We start from the raw sequence: 21477 nt of genomic DNA on the forward strand, positions 1-21477 counted from the left end.
TGGGGGGTAAACAGCAATCGCCTGTTCGGTTGCTGCCAGCATCGACTGAGTGATCCGGCGTCGGCTCCACGTATCGAGCGAGGTGACGTCATGAGTATCTTTAGCCACTTCCAACAACGCTTCGAGTCCACACGCCAGGAAGAACTCTCTCTGCAAGAGTATCTTGAGCTGTGCAAAAAAGACCGCAGCGCCTACGTTTCCGCCGCCGAGCGTCTGCTGCTCGCCATCGGTGAACCGGAACTGCTCGACACCTCGACCAACTCGAGGCTGTCGCGAATCTTCTCCAACAAGGTCATCCGCCGCTATCCGGCCTTCGAAGACTTCCACGGGATGGAAGAGTGCATTGATCAGATCGTATCGTACTTCCGGCATGCCGCTCAGGGCCTGGAAGAGAAGAAACAGATTCTTTACCTGCTCGGCCCTGTCGGTGGTGGTAAATCGTCCCTGGCCGAGAAACTCAAGCAGCTGATTGAAAAAGTGCCCTTCTATGCCATTAAGGGCTCGCCAGTGTTCGAGTCACCTCTGGGTCTGTTCAACTCCACTGAAGATGGGGCGATCCTCGAGGAAGACTTCGGCATTCCACGGCGCTACCTCAACACCATCATGTCGCCATGGGCGACCAAGCGTCTGGCCGAATTCGGTGGCGACATCAGCCAGTTCCGCGTGGTGAAACTCTACCCGTCGATCCTCAACCAGATCGCCGTGGCAAAAACCGAACCGGGTGACGAAAACAACCAGGACATTTCCGCTCTGGTGGGCAAGGTCGATATTCGCAAACTGGAAGAGTTCCCTCAAAACGACGCCGACGCCTACAGCTACTCGGGCGCACTGTGCCGGGCCAACCAAGGCCTGATGGAATTCGTCGAAATGTTCAAGGCGCCGATCAAGGTGCTGCACCCATTACTGACTGCCACCCAGGAAGGCAACTACAACAGTACCGAAGGCCTTGGTGCAATTCCGTTCACTGGGATCCTTTTGGCCCACTCCAACGAATCGGAGTGGCACACCTTCCGCAACAACAAGAACAACGAAGCTTTCATCGACCGGATCTACATCGTCAAAGTGCCATACTGCCTGCGGGTCAGTGACGAAGTGAAGATCTATGACAAGCTGTTGTTCAACAGCTCGCTGGCCAAGGCCCACTGCGCGCCGGATACCCTGAAGATGCTGGCCCAGTTCACCGTGCTCTCGCGCCTCAAGGAGCCGGAAAACTCCAATATCTACTCGAAGATGCGCGTGTACGACGGCGAGAACCTCAAAGACACCGATCCGAAAGCCAAGTCGATCCAGGAATACCGCGACAATGCGGGCGTCGACGAAGGCATGAACGGACTGTCGACCCGCTTCGCGTTCAAGATCCTGTCGAAGGTGTTCAACTTCGATCCCCACGAAATCGCCGCCAACCCGGTGCACTTGCTCTACGTACTGGAACAACAGATCGAGCAGGAACAGTTCCAGGCCGAGACCCGTGAACGCTATCTGCGCTTCCTCAAGGAGTACCTGGCACCGCGCTACATCGAATTCATCGGCAAGGAGATCCAGACCGCCTATCTCGAGTCCTACAGCGAATATGGCCAGAACATCTTCGACCGCTATGTGCTGTACGCCGACTTCTGGATCCAGGACCAGGAATACCGCGATCCGGAAACCGGCGAGATCCTCAACCGCGTGGCACTGAACGAGGAACTGGAGAAAATCGAAAAACCGGCCGGCATCAGCAATCCGAAAGATTTCCGCAACGAAATCGTTAACTTCGTCCTGCGTGCCCGCGCCAACAACAACGGCAAGAATCCGACCTGGCTCAGCTACGAAAAACTTCGGGTGGTCATCGAGAAGAAAATGTTCTCCAACACCGAAGACCTGCTGCCAGTCATCAGCTTCAATGCCAAGGCGAGCAAAGAGGACCAGCAGAAACACAACGACTTCGTCACACGAATGGTCGAGCGGGGTTACACCGACAAACAGGTACGACTGCTGTCCGAGTGGTACTTGCGGGTCAGAAAATCACAATAACCCGCTGCCGGTCAGACCGGTTGTCGTCAGCCAGAGACCTGTGTGCGCTTTTTCTGTTACACAGGCCTCTGGAAGGTGTTCGAAAGTCGGTAGCGAGTTCAGGCAGCATCCAGGCGCTTGGGGGAGCGTTGCATATCCCTCGGCTCTCGTTCGATGCAGCATCACCGCTCGCCCCTTTCAGGACAGCTTCTAAGGAGCAGTCATGAGCTATGTGATCGACCGACGTCTCAATGGCAAGAACAAGAGCACGGTGAACCGCCAGCGGTTTCTGCGGCGATACCGTGATCACATCAAAAAGGCTGTCGAAGAGGCGGTCAGCCGGCGCTCCATTACCGATATGGAACACGGCGAGCAAATCAGCATTCCCGGCCGCGATATCGATGAGCCGGTGCTTCACCACGGTCGCGGCGGCAAACAGACGGTCGTGCATCCGGGCAACAAGGAGTTCACCAGCGGCGAGCACATTGCCCGTCCGCCAGGCGGTGGGGGTGGCCGAGGGCCCGGAAAAGCCGGTAACTCGGGCGAAGGCATGGACGAGTTTGTCTTCCAGATCACTCAGGAGGAATTTCTTGAATTCATGTTCGAGGACCTCGAACTGCCGAACCTGGTCAAACGCAACCTGACCGGCACAGACACCTTCAAGACCGTACGAGCGGGGATCAGCAACGAAGGCAACCCGTCGCGGATCAACATCATTCGCACCCTGCGTTCAGCCCATGCCCGACGGATTGCCCTGTCCGGCAGCAGCCGGGCGAAACTGCGCGAAGCCAAAGAAGAACTCGTGCGACTCAAGCTGGAAGAACCAGACAACTTCGGCGATATCCAGGAAATCGAAGCCGAAATTGAAAAACTTAGCGCACGCATCCATCGTGTGCCGTTTCTTGACACGTTCGACCTCAAGTACAACCTGCTCATCAAACAACCCAACCCCAGCTCCAAGGCCGTGATGTTTTGCCTGATGGACGTCTCCGGCTCGATGACCCAGGCGACCAAGGACATCGCCAAGCGCTTTTTCATCCTCCTTTATCTATTCCTCAAGCGTAATTACGACAAGATCGACGTCGTGTTCATCCGCCACCACACCAGCGCCCGCGAAGTGGACGAGGAAGAGTTTTTCTACTCCCGGGAAACCGGCGGTACCATCGTGTCCAGCGCCTTGAAACTGATGCAAGAGATCATGGCCGAGCGGTATCCAAGCAATGAGTGGAACATCTACGCCGCCCAGGCTTCCGACGGCGACAACTGGAATGACGACTCGCCGATCTGCCGCGACATCCTGATCAACCAGATCATGCCGTTCGTGCAGTACTACACTTACGTTGAGATTACCCCGCGCGAACATCAGGCTCTGTGGTTCGAATACGAGCGCATCGCCGAAGCCTTTTCCGACACGTTTGCCCAGCAACAACTGGTCTCGGCCGGGGATATCTATCCGGTCTTCCGTGAACTCTTCCAGCGCAGGTTAGTGACATGACCGCCAAAGAGCAGAAGCGCCAACCCATTTCCACCGGCTCCGAATGGACGTTCGAGCTGATCCAGGCCTACGACCGCGAAATCAGCCGTATTGCCGCTGGCTATGCGCTCGATACCTACCCAAACCAGATCGAAGTGATCACCGCCGAACAAATGATGGATGCCTACGCCTCCGTCGGCATGCCGCTGGGCTATCACCACTGGTCCTACGGCAAACACTTCCTTAGCACCGAAAAATCCTACTCTCGTGGTCAGATGGGATTGGCCTACGAGATCGTGATCAACTCCGACCCATGCATTGCCTATCTGATGGAAGAAAACACCATCTGCATGCAGGCGTTGGTCGTGGCCCATGCCTGCTATGGGCATAACAGCTTCTTCAAAGGCAATTACCTGTTCCGCACCTGGACCGACGCCAGTTCGATCATCGATTACCTGGTGTTTGCCAAGCAGTACATCATGCAATGCGAAGAGCGCCACGGCATCGATGCAGTCGAGGACTTGCTCGATTCCTGCCACGCACTGATGAATTACGGAGTCGACCGCTACAAACGCCCCTACCCCATTTCCGCCGAAGAAGAACGTCGTCGGCAAAAGGACCGGGAAGAACACCTGCAGAAACAGATCAACGACCTCTGGCGCACCATTCCAAAAGGCGCGGACAAGTACAGCGACAAGGACAACGCACGCTTCCCGGCCGAGCCACAGGAAAACATCCTGTACTTCATCGAAAAACATGCGCCGCTGCTGGAGCCATGGCAGCGGGAAATCGTGCGCATCGTGCGCAAGATCGCCCAGTATTTTTATCCACAACGCCAGACCCAAGTCATGAACGAGGGCTGGGCGACGTTCTGGCACTACACCTTGATGAATGACCTGTACGACGAGGGATTGGTCACGGACGGTTTCATGATGGAGTTCCTGACGTCCCACACCAGCGTGGTGTTCCAGCCTGGCTTCGATAGCCCTTACTACAGTGGCATCAACCCCTACGCCCTGGGATTCGCCATGTACCGCGACATCCGCCGCATGTGTGAAGAGCCCACGGAAGAAGATCGCCGATGGTTCCCGGACATTGCCGGTACCGACTGGCTGGCCGCCATCAAGTTCGCCATGAGCAGCTTCAAGGATGAGAGCTTTATCCTGCAGTACCTGTCACCCAAGGTGATCCGCGATCTGAAACTGTTCAGCATTCTCGATGACGACCAGAAGGACGACCTGCTGGTACCCGCCATTCACGACGAGGGCGGCTACCGCACCATCCGGGAAACCCTCGCGGCGCAGTACAACCTGGGTAATCGCGAGCCCAATGTGCAGATCTACAGCATCGACCGCCGTGGCGATCGGTCGCTGACCCTGCGCCACCAACAACACGACCGCAAGCCGTTGGGAGAGTCCACCGAGGAGGTATTGAAGCATTTGCACCGTCTCTGGGGCTTTGATATTCATCTGGAAACCCTACAAGGGGATCAGGTGATGAAAACCCACCATGTACCACCCAGAAGCGAGCATACCGAAAGCGAATACGGTCGACTGGACCTGGCTGTCATTCATCTTTGATCCGGTTCAGGCCTCCGAAAGCTCGACGTTGCGGTTATCCTGTCGAGCTAACGGAGGTTTTTTATGCGGATCTATAAAGTCGGCGGTGCGGTACGTGATCGCTTGCTGGGCATACCTGTCGCCGACATCGACCGCGTGGTCGTAGGCGCTACTACCGAAGAAATGCTCGCCAAGGGTTTTCGCCCGGTGGGTGCGGATTTCCCGGTGTTTCTTCATCCAAAAACGGGCGAGGAATACGCCCTCGCCCGAACTGAACGCAAAAGTGGTCGTGGTTACGGCGGATTCACGTTCCACGCCAGCCCTGAAGTGACTCTCGAAGAAGACTTGATACGCCGCGACCTGACGATTAATGCCATGGCAGAGGATGATCAGCAGAACGTGACCGATCCTTATCATGGCCAGCGCGATCTGGAAGCACGGATTCTTCGACATGTTTCCCCTGCGTTTGCCGAAGATCCGCTCCGGGTGCTGCGTGTTGCCCGCTTCGCTGCGCGTTATTCCGGACTCGGCTTCACCGTCGCAGCCGAAACGCTGGATCTCATGCGCCAACTCAGTGAGTCAGGTGAACTGCAAGCGCTGACGGCAGAACGGAGCTGGAAAGAAATCTCCCGCGCACTGATGGAAGATCGGCCTCAGGTGTTCATAGAAGTCCTGCGTGCATGCGGAGCATTGAAGGTGTTAATGCCGGAAATCGACGCACTGTTTGGCGTACCGCAACCGGAGACCCACCACCCGGAAATCGATACCGGCGCGCACACCCTGAGCGTGCTGGAACAAGCCGCAAAGCACGAACAACCGCTGACCGTGCGCTGGGCCTGCCTGCTGCATGATCTGGGCAAAGGCCTGACGCCGGAAGACGAATGGCCCAGACACATTGCCCACGAGTTCAAGGGACTCAAGCTGATCAAAGCGGTCAATGAACGATTCAAGGCGCCGAGGGATTGCCAGGAACTGGCGTTATTGGTGGGCGAATTTCACACTCACGGCCATCGCGCCCAAGAGCTAAAGCCGTCGACTTTGCTGGAGTTATTGCAGCGCTTCGACGTGTACCGTCGTCCGCAGCGATTCGAAGAGTTCATCGCGGCATGCGAAATGGATGCCCGCGGACGCAAAGGGTTGGAAGAGAGAAGTTATCCACAGGCGGATTATTTACGCGGCGCCGCTAACGCAGCTCGCAGCGTGGAGGTTCAGCCACTGCTGGAAAAAGGATTCAAAGGCCCGGAGCTGGGTGAGGCGATCAAGCGTGAGCGGCTCAAGGCGCTGAAGGCTTACAAGGAAAAAGCCTAAGCGCAAAGACGCAGCCTTCGGCAGCGCCTACAGGACGCACATCAATCCATGTAGGAGCTGCCGAAGGCTGCGATCTTCTCTCTTTACAGCAAATTCGAAGGCGTCAGCTGCGCACCACGCCACTCGAAAGCCACCGGCGCCAACACCTGATCAATCTGCGATTCATCCCACAGCCTGGAAAAACTTTTACCTACTCCGGGATGTACACGATCCGGCGCAATAAAAGACAACGGCCACAGAACGAACGCATTCTTCAGAATTTCTGCCCGCGGCAATATCAGGCCATCGAAATTACCCACCAGATCACCAAACAGCAACACGTCGATATCCAGCGGCAAACCTCGGCGATCTGGTGCATAACGACCGTTATCCGCCTCGATAAACTTAAGTCGGCGGTCTAGCTCCATGAGCGGCAAGTCAGTGCAGGCCGATACCACGAAATTGAAGAAGGGCCCGCTCTTGATTCCGACGGGCTGGCTTTCGAATACCGGCGAACAATGAATGTCGAGCAGAAAACCCGACAGAGCCTCCAGGCCGGCCTGCAAATGGGTTTCGCGCTCGATATTGCTACCGAGCCCGAGATAAACCTGAGTCAGCGACATCCGCGCTCGATCTCCACGCCAACACCGCCGGTAGCAGCCGGAACCGCACCTGGCTTTGTCAGCTTCAGGCGCATCCAGGTGATCTTGAATTCGCTCATAAGCACTTCAACCAGACGCTCGGCGAAGGTTTCAACCAGCTGGAACTGCGCCTGCTCTGCAAAAGCCTGAATGCGCGAGGAAACGCTTGCGTAGTCGAGCGCCAAAGTCAGGTCATCGCCACCAGCGGCCGGGCGATTATCCCAGGCGAAACTCAGATCCAGACGCAAGCACTGTCGGATGCCCCGCTCCCAGTCGTAGGCACCGATCACCGTATCGACTTCCAGGCCCTCGATAAACACTCTGTCCAAGCACTTCTCTCCGCTACACGACAAGGGCGCAATGCGCCGTTAGAATCAGGGCGTCCTCGCCCGGAATAGTTAGCATGTTTTGGTTACTGGCGATCCTCGCCTACCTGCTTGGCTCTCTGTCCTTCGCCATTTTGCTCAGCCGTCTGACCGGTAACCCCGATCCGCGAATGAGTGGCTCGGGTAATGCCGGCGCCACCAACATGCTGCGCGTTGCGGGCAGGAAGCTGGCGATCCTGACTCTACTCGGCGACCTTTGCAAAGGCTTGCTGCCGGTACTGATTGCAAGCCTTGCAGGACTTACGTTGCAGGAGCAGGCCTGGGTTGGCGTCTGCGCCGTCATCGGCCACCTGTTCCCGCTGTACTTCCGCTTTCGCGGTGGCAAGGGTGTCGCCACCGCTGCCGGCATGCTGCTGGGGCTGTATCCGCCTGCAGCGTTGCTGGCGGTGAGCGCCTGGCTGTTGACGTTCTACCTGACCCGCACCAGCTCGCTGGCCGCCTTGATCGCCACACCACTGACCCTGCCGCTGCTGGCCTGGCAAGAGCCGGCGGCGCTGCTTCCCATGAGCGCGCTTACCGGACTGATCGTCTGGCGCCATCGCGGCAATCTACGTGACCTGTTTGCCGGGCGCGAACGGCATTTTTAAATGCCGAATGTGAACGCCCCCCTCATCACAGCGCGGACAATTGCTCCATCGGCCAACGCGCCTGCACGCTGATTGCCAGGCTTTCCTGCTGACCGGCCTGCAAGCGCTGGCAACCGGCAAACGCAATCATCGCGCCATTATCGGTACAAAACTCCGGGCGAGCATAAAAAACATCGCCCTTCATGTCGCCGAGCATTTTCTCCAACGAAGTACGCAGAGCCTTGTTGGCACTGACGCCCCCTGCGATCACCAGGCGCTTCATGCCTGCCGCCTTGAGGGCACGCTTGCACTTGATGGTCAAAGTCTCCACCACAGCCTGCTGGAACGCCAGCGAGATGTCGCAACGAGCTTGCTCGCCGTCGTCTGCGGCGCTGACACACTGCTGCCAGGTATTCAAGGCGAAGGTTTTCAAGCCACTGAAGCTGAAATCCAGGCCCGGGCGGTCGCACATCGGACGCGGGAAGACAAAACGTCCTGCAGTGCCCTGCTCCGCCAGGCGAGCGATCTCCGGACCGCCAGGGTAGTTGAGACCCATCATCTTCGCGGTCTTGTCGAAGGCTTCTCCCGCTGCGTCATCCAGGGTCTCGCCCAGAAGCGTGTATTGACCGATTCCGTCGACCTGAACCAGCTGCGTATGACCACCCGACACCAACAAAGCGACGAACGGAAATTGCGGCGGTTGCGCCTCCAGCATCGGCGCCAGCAAATGGCCTTCCATGTGGTGCACGCCGAGGGCCGGAATACCCCAGGCAAACGCCAGCGCCTGAGCGCAGGAAGCACCCACCAATAACGCGCCGACCAGGCCAGGACCCGCAGTATAAGCGATCGCGTCGATCTCGGTCGGCACACAGTCAGCTTCTGCCAACACCTGACGAATCAAGGGCAGCATGCGCTTGACGTGGTCCCGCGAGGCCAGCTCTGGCACTACGCCACCATAGGCGCGGTGCAAGTCGATTTGACTAAACAGCGCGTCGGCCAGCAGGCCGCGTTCACTGTCATATAATGCGACACCAGTTTCGTCGCAGGAGGTTTCTAATCCCAGTACTAGCATGGGTTTGCGCCTTGTTTAGGCTGAATTCGAAGGCGCGCATAATAGTCGTCGCGTGATGCCCCGACCAGCGGTTTTCGATCAGAGGCTTTGCATTCCGTGCGATGAGGGGTTAACATCCGCAACCCTTAAAAACCGACGTCTTCAAGTGCTCTTTTGCCGCGAGGATGTTGACCCCGGTAATGAATGAAGGTAGCTCTGGATGCCAGCCGTCAAAGTAAAAGAGAACGAACCCTTCGACGTAGCTCTGCGTCGTTTCAAGCGCTCCTGCGAAAAAGCCGGTGTACTGGCTGAAGTTCGTAGCCGCGAATTTTACGAGAAGCCAACTTCTGAGCGTAAGCGCAAAGCAGCAGCCGCTGTTAAGCGTCACGCCAAGAAAGTTCAGCGCGAACAGCGCCGCGCCGTTCGTCTGTACTAATACACAGACGATCGTAGCAAGCTTCTGCCAAGCCCGGCCCTCAGCCGGGCTTATGGCATTTGCGTAAAACGCTTGATGCTTCACCGTCGAAGCCGCAGACGCGACCGAGACAAATCTGCTTTAAAGCGTCAGACCTGGCTCTTTTGCCAGCGGTGCACGTCTTTTCTGACGAGCCTTTCAAGGCTACTGACGAGCACACCCACTGATTCCTCTCACGACGATCAGCCCAAGGCACCTGCATGCGTGCCAAATTGTGAGCTATCCGAGACCATTGATTGGTCGCAGCCGGATTCAGCGCAACACTTTCAAACCGTCGAATACTGATTGGCACTAACGTCAGTGGATTTACGACAGATACACTTCCCGACAGCGATTACGCAGACGACACCGGTCGAGCCGCACATCTTGCGCGCCTCCTACAATCACCCGCGTTCGGCCGCCCTTCGTTTCGGACTCCTATCAGCGCAGATGACGAGAACGCCATGGCCGGGCTAATTCCCCAGAGCTTCATTGACGACCTTCTGAACCGCACCGACATCGTCGACGTGGTCAGCTCGCGCCTGCAACTGAAAAAAGCCGGTAAGAATCACACCGCCTGCTGCCCGTTCCATAAAGAAAAAACACCCTCTTTCAGCGTCAGTCCCGACAAACAGTTCTACTACTGTTTCGGTTGCGGCGCAGGGGGCAACGCCCTCGGCTTCATCATGGACCACGACAACCTGGACTTCGTCCAGGCCGTCGAAGAGCTCGCGAAAGCCGCCGGGATGGAAATCCCCCGAGAAGAAAGCGGTCGCCCGCACAAACCTCGGCAGCCCACCGATTCGCCGCTGTACCCGCTGCTCAGTGCCGCCGCCGACTTCTATCGCCAGGCCCTGAAAAGCCATCCATCGCGCAAAGCCGCCGTGGATTATCTAAAAGGTCGTGGACTGACCGGCGAGATTGCCCGGGACTTTGGCCTCGGCTTCGCGCCACCCGGCTGGGACAACCTGTTCAAGCACTTGAGCAGCGATACCCTGCAACAAAAAGCCATGATCGATGCCGGCCTGTTGATCGAAAACGCCGAGACCGGCAAACGCTACGATCGCTTCCGTGATCGCGTCATGTTTCCGATTCGTGATAGCCGTGGCCGCATCATCGCCTTTGGCGGCCGGGTACTGGGCGATGACAAGCCAAAATACCTGAACTCCCCGGAAACCCCGGTATTCCATAAAGGCCAGGAACTCTACGGCCTGTATGAAGCACGCAAGAACAACCGCAATCTCGACGAAATCATCGTCGTCGAGGGCTATATGGACGTCATCGCCCTCGCCCAGCAAGGTTTGCGCAACGCCGTCGCGACCCTGGGCACCGCCACCAGCGAAGAACACCTCAAGCGACTGTTTCGCGTCGTGCCCAACGTGCTGTTTTGCTTCGACGGCGACCAGGCCGGCCGCAACGCCGCCTGGCGAGCCCTGGAAGCCACGTTATCGAGCCTGCAGGACGGCCGGCGCGCCCGCTTTCTGTTCCTGCCAGAGGGCGAAGACCCGGATACGCTGGTTCGCTCCGAAGGCACTGATGCTTTCCGCGCCCGGATCAACCAGCATGCGCAGCCGCTGGCGGACTATTTCTTCCAGCAATTGACGGAAGAAGCCGACCCGCGCTCGCTCGAGGGCAAGGCCCACATGGCCACCCTCGCTGCACCACTGATCGACAAAGTCCCCGGGGCCAACCTGCGCATCCTGATGCGTCAGCGCCTGAGCGAAATCACCGGCCTGAGCGGTGAAGCGGTGAGTCAGCTAGCCCAAAGCGCCCCGCAAGAAGCCCCTCCGGCCTACGATCCGGGCATCGATTACGACGCAATGCCCGATTACAGCGACTATCATCAGCCGCAGGCGCAGGAAATGTATGTGCCGCAGCAGGAATGGACGCCGAAAAAACCCGGTGCAGGAGGCAAGAAATGGGACAAGAAGCCCTGGGACAAAAATGGCAAACGTGGCGGTGATCGCGATCAACCTCGCGCCCCGCGGGTGCCTGCCGCTGTAGAGCCGCCAACCCTCGCCGCCTTGCGCACGCTGCTGCATCACCCGCAGCTGGCGGAAAAAGTCGAGGACGCCGGGCACTTTGCCGCCGAGGATCACACCAACACGCAATTGCTGGTGGCGCTGCTCGAAGCCGTGCAAAAGAATCCCAAGCTAAACTCAATTCAGTTGATCGCACGCTGGCATGGCACGGAGCAAGGCCGCTTGCTCAAGGCCCTGGCGGAAAAGGAATGGCTGATAGAGGGAGATAACCTTGAACAACAGTTTTTCGACACCATAACTAGCTTGTCAGCCCGCCAACGCGAGCGAAACCTGGAACAACTTCTCAGGAAAGCGCGTCAAAGCGAGCTGAGCAGTGAAGAGAAAAATCAACTGCGCGACCTATTAAGTCGCAATGTTTCCGCATCAAACCCGACCTCAACTGGCGCGTGAGGTCATAGCTCAGGTATAATCCTCGGCTTGTTTTTTGCCCGCCAAGACCTTCAGTGGATAGGGTGTTATGTCCGGAAAAGCGCAACAGCAGTCTCGTATCAAAGAGTTGATCACACTTGGTCGTGAGCAGGGCTACCTGACTTACGCGGAGGTCAACGACCACCTGCCGGAGGATATTTCAGATCCGGAACAGGTGGAAGACATCATCCGCATGATTAACGACATGGGGATCAACGTATTCGAGGTTGCGCCAGATAAGGATTCCCTTATGCTGGCCGACGCCGATACCGACGAAGCCGCGGCCGAAGAGGCAGCTGCTGCGTTGGCAGCGGTCGAGACCGACATTGGTCGCACTACCGACCCAGTGCGCATGTATATGCGCGAAATGGGAACCGTAGAGCTCCTCACACGTGAAGGCGAAATCGAAATCGCCAAACGTATTGAAGAGGGCATCCGTGAAGTGATGAGCGCAATCGCGCACTTCCCTGGCACGGTTGATCATATTCTCTCCGAGTACACCCGCGTTACCACCGAAGGTGGTCGCCTGTCTGACGTCCTGAGCGGTTATATCGACCCGGACGACGGCATCGCGCCGCCTGCGGCAGAAGTGCCGCCGCCAATCGACGCGAAAGCCGTGAAAGCGGATGACGATTCCGACGATGAAGAAGCCGAATCTTCCGATGACGAAGAAGAAGCCGAAAGCGGTCCGGATCCGATCATCGCAGCCCAGCGTTTCGGCGCTGTCGCCGATCAGATGGAAATCACCCGCAAGGCGCTGAAAAAGCACGGTCGCAACAACAAGGCAACGATTGCCGAGCTGTTGGCCCTGGCCGAGCTGTTCATGCCGATCAAGCTGGTGCCGAAGCAATTCGAAGGCCTGGTCGAGCGTGTTCGTAGCGCCCTGGATCGCCTGCGTCAGCAAGAGCGCGCAATCATGCAGCTGTGCGTTCGTGATGCACGCATGCCGCGTGCCGACTTCCTGCGCCAGTTCCCGGGCAACGAAGTTGACGAAAGCTGGAGCGACGCTCTGGCCAAGGGTAAAAGCAAATACGCTGAAGCCATTGGTCGTCTGCAGCCGGATATCCTCCGTTGCCAGCAGAAGCTGACCGCACTGGAAACCGAGACCGGTTTGACGATCGCCGAGATCAAGGACATCAACCGTCGCATGTCGATCGGTGAGGCCAAGGCCCGCCGCGCGAAGAAAGAGATGGTCGAAGCAAACTTGCGTCTGGTGATCTCGATTGCCAAGAAGTACACCAACCGTGGCCTGCAATTCCTCGATCTGATCCAGGAAGGCAACATTGGTTTGATGAAAGCGGTAGACAAGTTCGAATACCGCCGCGGCTACAAATTCTCGACTTATGCCACCTGGTGGATCCGTCAGGCGATCACTCGCTCGATCGCCGACCAGGCCCGCACCATCCGTATTCCGGTGCACATGATCGAGACGATCAACAAGCTCAACCGTATTTCCCGCCAGATGTTGCAGGAAATGGGTCGCGAACCGACCCCGGAAGAGCTGGGCGAACGCATGGAAATGCCTGAGGACAAGATCCGCAAGGTATTGAAGATCGCTAAAGAGCCGATCTCCATGGAAACCCCGATCGGTGATGACGAAGACTCCCATCTGGGCGACTTCATCGAAGACTCGACCATGCAGTCGCCAATCGATGTTGCAACCGTTGAGAGCCTCAAAGAAGCGACTCGCGAAGTGCTGTCCGGCCTCACCGCCCGTGAAGCCAAGGTACTGCGCATGCGCTTCGGTATCGACATGAATACCGACCACACCCTCGAGGAGGTTGGTAAGCAGTTCGACGTGACCCGTGAACGGATTCGTCAGATCGAAGCCAAAGCGCTGCGCAAGCTGCGCCACCCGACGAGAAGCGAGCATCTGCGCTCCTTCCTCGACGAGTAAACATAAACCCCCGGCCCAGGCCGGGGGTTTTGTTTTGTGCAGATAAAATCCCCGCTCCTCCCCTCCCACCCCATAGCCCGTCTACACTCGAAGCATTCCCCCGAGCCATAACGAGACCGTTATGCCCAGACTGCCGACCGTGCTTTTTTTGCTGTCGCTGATGACCTGGACCGCAACGGCTGGCGCGCTGACTCTCACTGACGAAGAACGTAGCTGGCTGGCGGCTCACCCGGACTTGCGCCTGGGTGTCGATGCGTCCTGGCCCCCGTTTGAGTTTCGCGACGACCAGAGTCGTTACCAGGGTCTGGCAGCCGACTATATCCAAGTGATACGCCAGCGGCTGGCGGTCAAACTTACACCCGTTGAGCCCGTGACCTGGACCGTTGTCCTGGATCAAGCCAAACAGGGCAAACTGGACCTGCTACCCGGAGTGATGTCGACTCCGGAGCGCCAGACTTTCCTGTCCTTCACCCGCCCCTACCTGGACTTCCCGATCGTCATTCTGGCCCATGTCGGAGGTCCGCAGCCCCACAACATCGAAGACCTGTACGGATTGAAAATCGCCGTGGTGGAGAATTACGCCCCCCACGAACTGCTGCGCACCCAACATCCAGACCTCAACCTGGTGGCGATGCCAAACGTCAGCTCTGCCCTGCAAGCACTGGCCCTTGATGAAGTAGACGCCGTTGTGGGCGATCTTGCGTCCAGCGTTTGGAGCCTGCGCCAGCTCAAGCTCGACGGGTTGTATGTCAGCGGCGAAACCCCTTATCGCTATCAGCTGGCCATGGGTGTCCCCCGGGATAATAAAATCCTGGTCGGTATCCTCGACAAAGTCCTGGCAGACATGAGCCCCGCGGAAATCAGCTCCATTCAAGAGCATTGGGTCGGTAACGTCCTCGATCATCGAACGTTCTGGAACGATTTGTTGGCCTATGGCCTGCCGGGGCTGCTGCTGCTGACCATCGTGCTGGCGGTGGTCATCCGGATCAACCGCCGTTTAAGTTCGGAAATTACCCGTCGGGTTGATCTGGAACAGGAACTGCGAAGCAGCGAATACCATTACCGTGGTCTGGTGGAGAGCCTGTCGGCCATCGCGTGGGAAGCGAAGATAGACGATTTTACCTACAGCTACGTATCGCCCCACGCCGAGGACCTGCTGGGTTATCCCTTGTCCCATTGGCTGATTCCGGGCTTTTGGCGCAACATCATCCATCCCGCCGACCTGACCCGCGCCCAGTCTTACTGCGATCACGAAGTGCTGGCCGGACGTGACCATACGCTCGATTACCGGGTCATCACCGCCGATGGTCGCTGCTTGTGGGTGCGCGATATCGTCAGCCTGATCGAACACGGCCATGAGCCGGTGATGCGCGGGCTGATGATCGACATCACCGACGCCAAGCGCACCGAAGAAGCCCTGCGCCTGTCGGAACAGAAATTCGCCTCGGTATTCCAGCAATGCCCGGACATTCTGGTAATCGCCAGGCTCTGCGACGGCTGTCTGCTGGAAGTCAACGAAGCGTTTGAAGAACAGATTGGCCTAAAGGCCGAGGACGTCATCGGCTTGACCGCCACCGACCTCAATATCTGGGGCATCCCCGGCGTTGGACCGGGTCTGTTGCAGCGCTTGCAGGCCGGGAGCATCCGCAACCTGGAGATGCCCTTTCGACGCAACAACGGCCAGGTGTTTACCGGCCTGATCTCCGCCGAACCATTCGATCTCGACATGACACCAGCGCTGGTGGTCGTGGTCCGGGATATCACTCAGCTCAAGGAAACCCAGCAACAACTGCAAACATCCGAAGAGAAATTCGCCAAGGCCTTCCACGCCTCCCCTGACGGTCTGCTGCTGTCGCGCCAAAGCGATGGCTTGCTGCTGGAGGTCAACGAGGGTTTCAGCCGCATTACAGGGTTCAACAGCGCAATGTCAGTCGATCGTTCCGCGCTGGATCTGGGGATCTGGGTCAACCTCAACGAACGCAAACAAATGCTCGACCTGCTGCATCGCGATGGCTTCGTGCGCGACTTCAGCTGCCACATCCGCCGCAGCGACGGGCAAATCCGGCTTTGCGAAGTGTCCAGCCGTCCGCTGCCGATTGGCGATGAAGACTGCATGCTGACCATCGCCCGGGACATCACCGAGCGGCACCTGATGCAGGAAAAACTGCAACAGGCCGCGACCGTGTTCGAAAGCACTGCCGAAGGCGTTCTGATCACCGATACCCAGCAGCACATCAGCGCGGTCAACCGTGCATTCAGCGAAATCACCGGCTACAGCGAAAGCGAGGCCTTGGGTCATACGCCGCGCCTGCTTGCCTCGGGCCTGCACGACAGCGCCTTTTACGCAGCAATGTGGCACCAACTGACCGCCGAGGGGCATTGGCAAGGCGAGATTTCCAACCGACGCAAGAATGGCGAACTCTATCCGAGCTGGCTGACCATCAGCGCCGTGCGCAACCGGGACAAGTTCATCACTCACTTTGTTGCCGTGTTCGCCGACATTTCCAGCCTCAAGCACGCTCAGGCCAAACTCGACTACCAGGCGCACCATGATCCGCTGACCGGCCTGCCCAACCGCACATTGTTTGAAAGCCGCTTGCAGACCGCACTCAACAACCAGCAGGAAAATGGCGGTCAAGGCGCCGTATTGTTCCTCGACCTTGACCGCTTCAAACACATCAACGACAGCCTCGGCCACCCCGTCGGCGACCTGCTGTTGAAAGGCATCGCCATCCGGCTCAAAGAGCAACTGCGCGATATCGATACCGTGGCGCGTCTGGGTGGCGACGAGTTCATCATTATGCTACCTGGCCTGCAACAACCCACTGATGCCGACAACATCGCCACCAAACTGCTCAATTGCTTCGCCGCACCCTTCCAGGCCGGCGAGCATGAGTTTTTCATCAGCGCCAGCATCGGCACCAGTCTCTATCCCAAGGATGGTGGCGATGTCGCCACGCTGATCAAGAATGCGGACGCAGCGATGTACCGCTCCAAGGCCAAGGGCCGCAACCGCGTGGAAAGCTACACCCGCGACCTGACGGCTCAGGCCAGCGAGCGCGTGGCCCTGGAACACGAACTTCGCCGCGCCATCGAACGCAACGAACTGCAGCTGTACTACCAGCCGAAAATCAGCCTCGCCGACTACCGCCTGGTCGGCGCCGAAGCCTTGATTCGCTGGCGCCACCCGACCTTCGGTGACGTTCCGCCGGAGCACTTCATACCGTTGGCCGAAGAAAACGGCATGATCCTGCAAATTGGCGACTGGGTCCTCGAAACCGCTTGCCGCCAAATGTATGAATGGAACCAGCTGTATGACGGCCTCGGCCCCCTCTCGGTCAACCTCGCTGGGGCTCAACTGCGCCAGCCGAACCTGCTCGGGCGGATCGAACAACTGCTCAAGGACAACGGCCTCAACCCCGGATTTCTGCAACTGGAAATTACCGAAAATTTCATCATGAGCCAGGCCGAGGAGGCGTTGGCGGTGCTGCACCAACTCAAACAATTGGGCGTCCAACTGGCTATCGACGACTTCGGCACGGGCTATTCCTCCCTGAGTTACCTCAAGCGTTTGCCTTTAGATATTCTCAAGATCGATCAGTCTTTCGTCCGCGGACTGCCCGACGACCCGCACGACGCGGCCATCGTGCGAGCCATAATCGCACTCGGACGCAGCATGCAATTCACGATCATCGCCGAAGGCGTCGAGACCCAGGCACAGCAACAATTCCTCGCCGCCGAAGGGTGTGAACAGATCCAGGGCTACATCGTCAGCCCACCGCTACCTCCGAATGAATTTGCCGCAACGTTTCTTCGTACAAACCTAATGGCTTTTTCGGATGGCACTGCCGCGAAACCGTCGCTATAATCCGCGACCTACTGAGGGCCTATAGCTCAGTTGGTTAGAGCAGAGGACTCATAATCCTTTGGTCCACGGTTCAAGTCCGTGTGGGCCCACCAATAAAATCAACAAGTTAGGTCAACCATTGCGGTTGGCCTTTTTTGTGTCTGATGATTTTGTAAGCACTTTGTAATCAGCTGGCGCAAAAAGCCAGTTCACCGATTGGACCTGCGTCGCCCTGAAGCAGGTGCTCGGTCCGGATGGCGAACCCGATGCCGACGTGCCGATCCTGCCCGGTGTGCCGTTGCCCCTGCCGCTCGGTGGTGAAGCCATGGGTCTGTTCGCCTTCCCGGGTGAAGACACCCTGGTGGTGGTCATGTTCGCCTACGGCCTGCCGCACAAACCCTATGTGCTTGAGCCTGCCCTCGCTGTCCAAAGGCGATCAGGTCTGGCAACACAGCGAGGCGGTGCAGCAGCGCGTCGACGCCGATGGCAACTGGACGCGCCAGACCGATGCCAGGATCAGCGACACGGCGAGCGAACGCGAAATAGAAGCACTGGACAACCAGGAGCGCTACCAGAGCACCCGCCTCACGGTGGAGGACCACAGCCGCGAATCGGTAGGTGGGATTAAAACGCTGGAGGCGCTGGGCGCGCTGAAGCTGTTGTCAGGTGGCTCGGCCAGCCTGGCGGCGGTCGATGACCTGCACCAGGCCACCGGTCGCGACCTGAATCTGGTGGTGGGGCAGAAGCACAACGCCTCGGTGGGGGGCGAGATGCACGAGCAGATCAAGGGCCTGCGTCGCAGCGTGTCCGAGGTCAGCCAACGTCTGCAGGCGCCCAAGTCATGGATCGGCTCCGAGTCCACCAACCTGCTGCAGATCCTTTGCGACCTGATCGACCTGGTTGCCGAGACGAACAATCAGATCGCGGTGCACACCCATGTGCCGGGACCGCAACCGAGCCCCGGCGATGCGGCGGCCTTTTTGTCGCATGCGGGCACCGCCACCGCACTGGGCAGCCAGATGAAGCCCATTACGGGATAAAAGCCGCCCTGGCCGAAGCCAAGGCGGTTTCCCACGCCAGCGGTGCTAAACCAGTTCTAACTCAACCACCACCCAAAGGACGAGCATTAGCAATAAAAAGCTAATTAGACTCCATTGTAATCTGGCCAGCGTGCGTTTTAGTTGTGCGGGGAAGTCTCTCAATTCCTCGGGATTTAGCTGACCTCTTTTGAGATAAAAATTAGGGAATGTAACGATTCCAGAAATACCTCCAACCAATAGCAGCTTCCCCCAGGGACCGCCATGTCGAAGTGGCGCCCGAATCATGATTGCCGAGCAGTTTTTAAGATGCTCCAGTAATTCGTCCATCCGGGTGTATGCCAAATGGAGCGCAACTCCGATGCAAGCAATCATCCCTCCGAAATCGATCAAGCTAACAACTAAAAAAACTTTATCCGCAGTGCTCAAACTCATTGAATAGCCTCGTAAATCTTTTCAGCCGTAGCTTCCAAGATTCGTCCTCCGATTTCACCTGCTCCGAATGACGCCGCGCCAACTACCACCACGCCACAAGCCAAAGTAGCTATGCCTCCCGTCGGAACGCCAAGTCCAACGCACAATACGCCTACCGTGGAACCTGAAAGTAACGCCCCCGAAGCTGCCCCCCCGACCACACCACCGGTAAAGCTGCCCGTCTCCGTAAATTTAATTTTTTCGCAGGCTTCGGTATTTCCCGCGTTACACACGTCCTGGACCTTCATAATTGAGGCACCACCGCCCATGGCCGTACCAACCCAGCCTCCGTACTTGACGTATTGGGCGGCCTTGGCCACACCATCAATGTGCGTGGCATAACCGGGTATCTGCCCCGGTGCACCGGCTTTGCGCCAACGATGCACCAGACTGCGACTGGAAATCCCCAGGGCACTCTTGAGATTTGGGTGATCGGGAAAACCAATCCCTTTTTTGGTGAACCCCGTGAGATGGGTATCGAGTTGGCCAAGCAAGCGCTGACGCTCGGCGAAAAACTCAGGGGAACGCAGATGGCCATCTCGCTGAAAGGTGCGTTGGTGCAAGGCCTCGATGTCGCGCAGCGTGTTTTGTACGTTGTCCAGATTACTGGCGAAGATTGCGACCCCGACACCGATAGCCGGGGAGCCTTTGGTGAGAAACGACTCAATTTCCTCACGGTGACGCGCCATGAAATCAGCCTCCTCCGGTGTCAGCGGCTCAAGTGCTCGATTCACCTGTGCTGCGGCCAGCATCAACTGTGCTTCCTCCCACATGCAGTTGGGGTTGTTGGGATCACCGAGGACAATCATCGTCCCCGCCTTGACCTGATCCAAACCCGGATTGAGGGCCCTGAATTTGGCGAGAACTGCGGGGGTGGGTGCTGTGAACAGCTGAGCCTTCAACTTATCCGCTGTCATGCTTTGGGGGACGATGTAGAACCCCGGATCGTGCAATGGAATAGCTTCCGGCCAGAGCTCACGCGGGAAAAACGCGAGACGCTCTGCAGGTGGAGGCGGTGGGGCAGCCGGCGTGATGGTCTGTGTATGAGTGTCTGCCTTGAGATGTTGAGCATGGACAGAGCGCAGCAGCCGTTCAGGGTCAGGCTTCAAGACGGGCTGGGAGAGCCTCGAAAGTGGCAGGCGTTTAACCGCACAGGGTATGGCGTCTTGGCTGTAGCGCGCCACGATCCGCGATTGGTTCAAGAGGTCGCGCTGTTCTTGGAGTAGGGCCTGAATGCCTTGCTCAGGGGTTTTGCGCCCTTGCGCGACCTCATCGGCAATGCGCTTGGCGTAAGCGGCCACCTCCCGATTGAACCGGACACGCGCCACTCCGTGGACCAGATGGCGAGCACTGACCGTGTGTGCTTGCGCGATCAGTCGGCCCGCCGCGCTCTGAACGTCCCAGACACCGAAACGACTCACCCTTCCGTGCCCCAGGAGGCGTAGCCGCTGGTGCCTGCCGCGTGGTGGTTCCAGGTAATCTGGCGATAGCGAATGGCCAACTGCTCTTCGGGTTCGGCGTCACCTTGCAACACCGCATGGGGCATCTCCAGCGTCAGATCCGCAATGACTCCCCCCGTGATCGACACGGAATAGAATTTTTCCTGGTTGCCCGCAGCAGACACACGATAGAAATTAATGGTGCAGTTGATTTCTTCTTGGCTAGCCAGAGCTTGCGCGAGGAGCGGGGAGGATTTGTCGACGTTTTTGGTGATGATAATCGGGTTGTGCGTGGGTTTAGAGATGTTCCCAATGTTGGTCATGTTGTGGTGGAAAGCCAGCACCATGATTTCATCGGTATGGGCTGACTGGTATTTGTTGCCAACCGATGCGGCCGTGGAACAGCCCGCGGAAATCAGACCTTGGGCCTTACCTGTGATGCTCATGTAACCCGGGTTCGCCATTCGTATCACTCCATTCGGTTAGGCGAACATCCTATTACAAGGGTTTTAGCCGTGCCGTCGGGCAAGTACCGGAAAGCTATACAGAATATGTCTAGTGCTAGGGGGCGCGCGACTCGATACATGACCCGGTCCCACAAGTCACGAATCCAGGTACTCGAAAAATCTACGAGTTGAGAAAAGCACGGATGGGAACGCACTTTTCCCCCTCCCGCCGACGGGCTTCGTGCACTTTTTTTGCGAAAAGAATCGGGTGATGAAAACAACCCTCCAGCCCAAGCCGGCTGAGAGCCTTGGCGGGTTATGGCGTTTTTCATTTTGTTAAAGGTTTTGCAATTTTTGGAAAAGATATTGCGCACGATGCCCCAGGTGGAGCGCAGGCAGCGAAAAGAGAAGAGGCCCAGACTAGAGCGGTGAAAAACAAGAAAATGCAGGGGATGAGGTATTTTCAGAATCTACACG

General features: G+C 57.7%; 15 protein-coding genes, 1 tRNA gene and 1 pseudogene. 11 read left to right on the plus strand and 6 right to left on the minus strand.

The window, feature by feature from the left end; translation table 11 throughout:
• Nucleotides 1-90: 90 nt before the first annotated feature.
• From QMK58_RS27115 to QMK58_RS27130, 4 genes are all read left to right on the plus strand, one after another.
• On the plus strand, nt 91-2013 hold the full coding sequence (locus tag QMK58_RS27115; protein WP_053162938.1) for a PrkA family serine protein kinase: 1923 nt from the start codon (nt 91-93) through the stop codon (nt 2011-2013).
• Between the two features lie 202 nt (nt 2014-2215).
• Nucleotides 2216-3487 carry a YeaH/YhbH family protein gene (locus QMK58_RS27120; RefSeq protein WP_053162940.1) on the plus strand — a complete coding sequence of 424 codons (1272 nt, stop codon included), beginning with the start codon at nt 2216-2218 and terminating at the stop codon, nt 3485-3487.
• Nucleotides 3484-5046 carry a SpoVR family protein gene (locus QMK58_RS27125; protein WP_053162942.1) on the plus strand — a complete coding sequence of 521 codons (1563 nt, stop codon included), beginning with the start codon at nt 3484-3486 and terminating at the stop codon, nt 5044-5046. The genes QMK58_RS27120 and QMK58_RS27125 overlap by 4 nt, the downstream gene beginning before the upstream one ends.
• A gap of 63 nt (nt 5047-5109) precedes the next feature.
• Entirely contained in the window at nt 5110-6333 is a 1224-nt protein-coding gene (locus tag QMK58_RS27130) for a multifunctional CCA addition/repair protein (RefSeq protein ID WP_320395641.1), read from the plus strand.
• Nucleotides 6334-6416: 83 nt separating this feature from the next.
• Here the strand turns inward: QMK58_RS27130 and folK are convergent, their stop codons facing one another.
• Both folK and folB read right to left on the minus strand, forming a co-directional pair.
• The gene (gene folK / locus QMK58_RS27135; protein ID WP_320395642.1) at nt 6417-6935 is read right to left on the minus strand and encodes a 2-amino-4-hydroxy-6-hydroxymethyldihydropteridine diphosphokinase; all 519 of its coding nucleotides are present in this window, start codon (nt 6933-6935) and stop codon (nt 6417-6419) included.
• Nucleotides 6926-7282: a dihydroneopterin aldolase gene (gene folB, locus QMK58_RS27140; RefSeq protein WP_053162948.1), complete on the minus strand. Its 357-nt coding sequence runs from the start codon at nt 7280-7282 to the stop codon at nt 6926-6928. The genes folK and folB overlap by 10 nt, the downstream gene beginning before the upstream one ends.
• A gap of 74 nt (nt 7283-7356) precedes the next feature.
• Here folB and plsY point away from each other — a divergent pair, with 74 nt between their 5' ends.
• On the plus strand, nt 7357-7926 hold the full coding sequence (plsY, locus tag QMK58_RS27145) for a glycerol-3-phosphate 1-O-acyltransferase PlsY (RefSeq protein ID WP_320395643.1): 570 nt from the start codon (nt 7357-7359) through the stop codon (nt 7924-7926).
• Nucleotides 7927-7951: 25 nt separating this feature from the next.
• Here plsY and tsaD read toward each other — a convergent pair whose 3' ends face one another.
• Nucleotides 7952-8977, minus strand: a complete 1026-nt coding sequence (tsaD, locus tag QMK58_RS27150; RefSeq protein ID WP_053162951.1) for a tRNA (adenosine(37)-N6)-threonylcarbamoyltransferase complex transferase subunit TsaD — start codon at nt 8975-8977, stop codon at nt 7952-7954.
• Nucleotides 8978-9176: 199 nt separating this feature from the next.
• Here tsaD and rpsU point away from each other — a divergent pair, with 199 nt between their 5' ends.
• The 6 genes and pseudogenes from rpsU to QMK58_RS27180 form a co-directional block, all read left to right on the plus strand.
• Entirely contained in the window at nt 9177-9392 is a 216-nt protein-coding gene (gene rpsU, locus QMK58_RS27155) for a 30S ribosomal protein S21 (protein ID WP_002551877.1), read from the plus strand.
• Nucleotides 9393-9874: 482 nt separating this feature from the next.
• A complete protein-coding gene (dnaG, locus tag QMK58_RS27160) occupies nt 9875-11842 on the plus strand; it encodes a DNA primase (protein ID WP_053162952.1) in 1968 nt (655 codons plus the stop codon).
• Between the two features lie 67 nt (nt 11843-11909).
• Nucleotides 11910-13757 carry an RNA polymerase sigma factor RpoD gene (rpoD, locus tag QMK58_RS27165; RefSeq protein ID WP_053162953.1) on the plus strand — a complete coding sequence of 616 codons (1848 nt, stop codon included), beginning with the start codon at nt 11910-11912 and terminating at the stop codon, nt 13755-13757.
• 121 nt (nt 13758-13878) lie between these two features.
• Nucleotides 13879-17625 (plus strand): bifunctional diguanylate cyclase/phosphodiesterase, encoded by a 3747-nt coding sequence (locus QMK58_RS27170; protein ID WP_320395644.1) that lies wholly within the window; start codon nt 13879-13881, stop codon nt 17623-17625.
• Between the two features lie 15 nt (nt 17626-17640).
• A tRNA-Ile gene (locus QMK58_RS27175) sits at nt 17641-17717 on the plus strand.
• 74 nt (nt 17718-17791) lie between these two features.
• Nucleotides 17792-18644, plus strand: a pseudogene (locus QMK58_RS27180) (hypothetical protein); the annotation flags it as partial.
• A gap of 45 nt (nt 18645-18689) precedes the next feature.
• Here the strand turns inward: QMK58_RS27180 and QMK58_RS27185 are convergent.
• From QMK58_RS27185 to QMK58_RS27195, 3 genes are read right to left on the minus strand one after another with little or no spacing between them, the layout of a single operon-like run.
• The gene (locus tag QMK58_RS27185; protein ID WP_053162960.1) at nt 18690-19076 is read right to left on the minus strand and encodes a hypothetical protein; all 387 of its coding nucleotides are present in this window, start codon (nt 19074-19076) and stop codon (nt 18690-18692) included.
• Nucleotides 19073-20536, minus strand: coding sequence for a hypothetical protein (locus QMK58_RS27190; protein WP_320395645.1), 1464 nt, complete (start codon nt 20534-20536; stop codon nt 19073-19075). The genes QMK58_RS27185 and QMK58_RS27190 overlap by 4 nt, the downstream gene beginning before the upstream one ends.
• The gene (locus QMK58_RS27195) at nt 20533-21018 is read right to left on the minus strand and encodes an Hcp family type VI secretion system effector (RefSeq protein ID WP_053162964.1); all 486 of its coding nucleotides are present in this window, start codon (nt 21016-21018) and stop codon (nt 20533-20535) included. Before QMK58_RS27195 ends, QMK58_RS27190 begins: the two co-directional genes overlap by 4 nt.
• Nucleotides 21019-21477: the final 459 nt, after the last annotated feature.

Origin of the sequence: Pseudomonas sp. P8_241 (assembly GCF_034008315.1) — a bacterium.
Taxonomy (GTDB): domain Bacteria; phylum Pseudomonadota; class Gammaproteobacteria; order Pseudomonadales; family Pseudomonadaceae; genus Aquipseudomonas.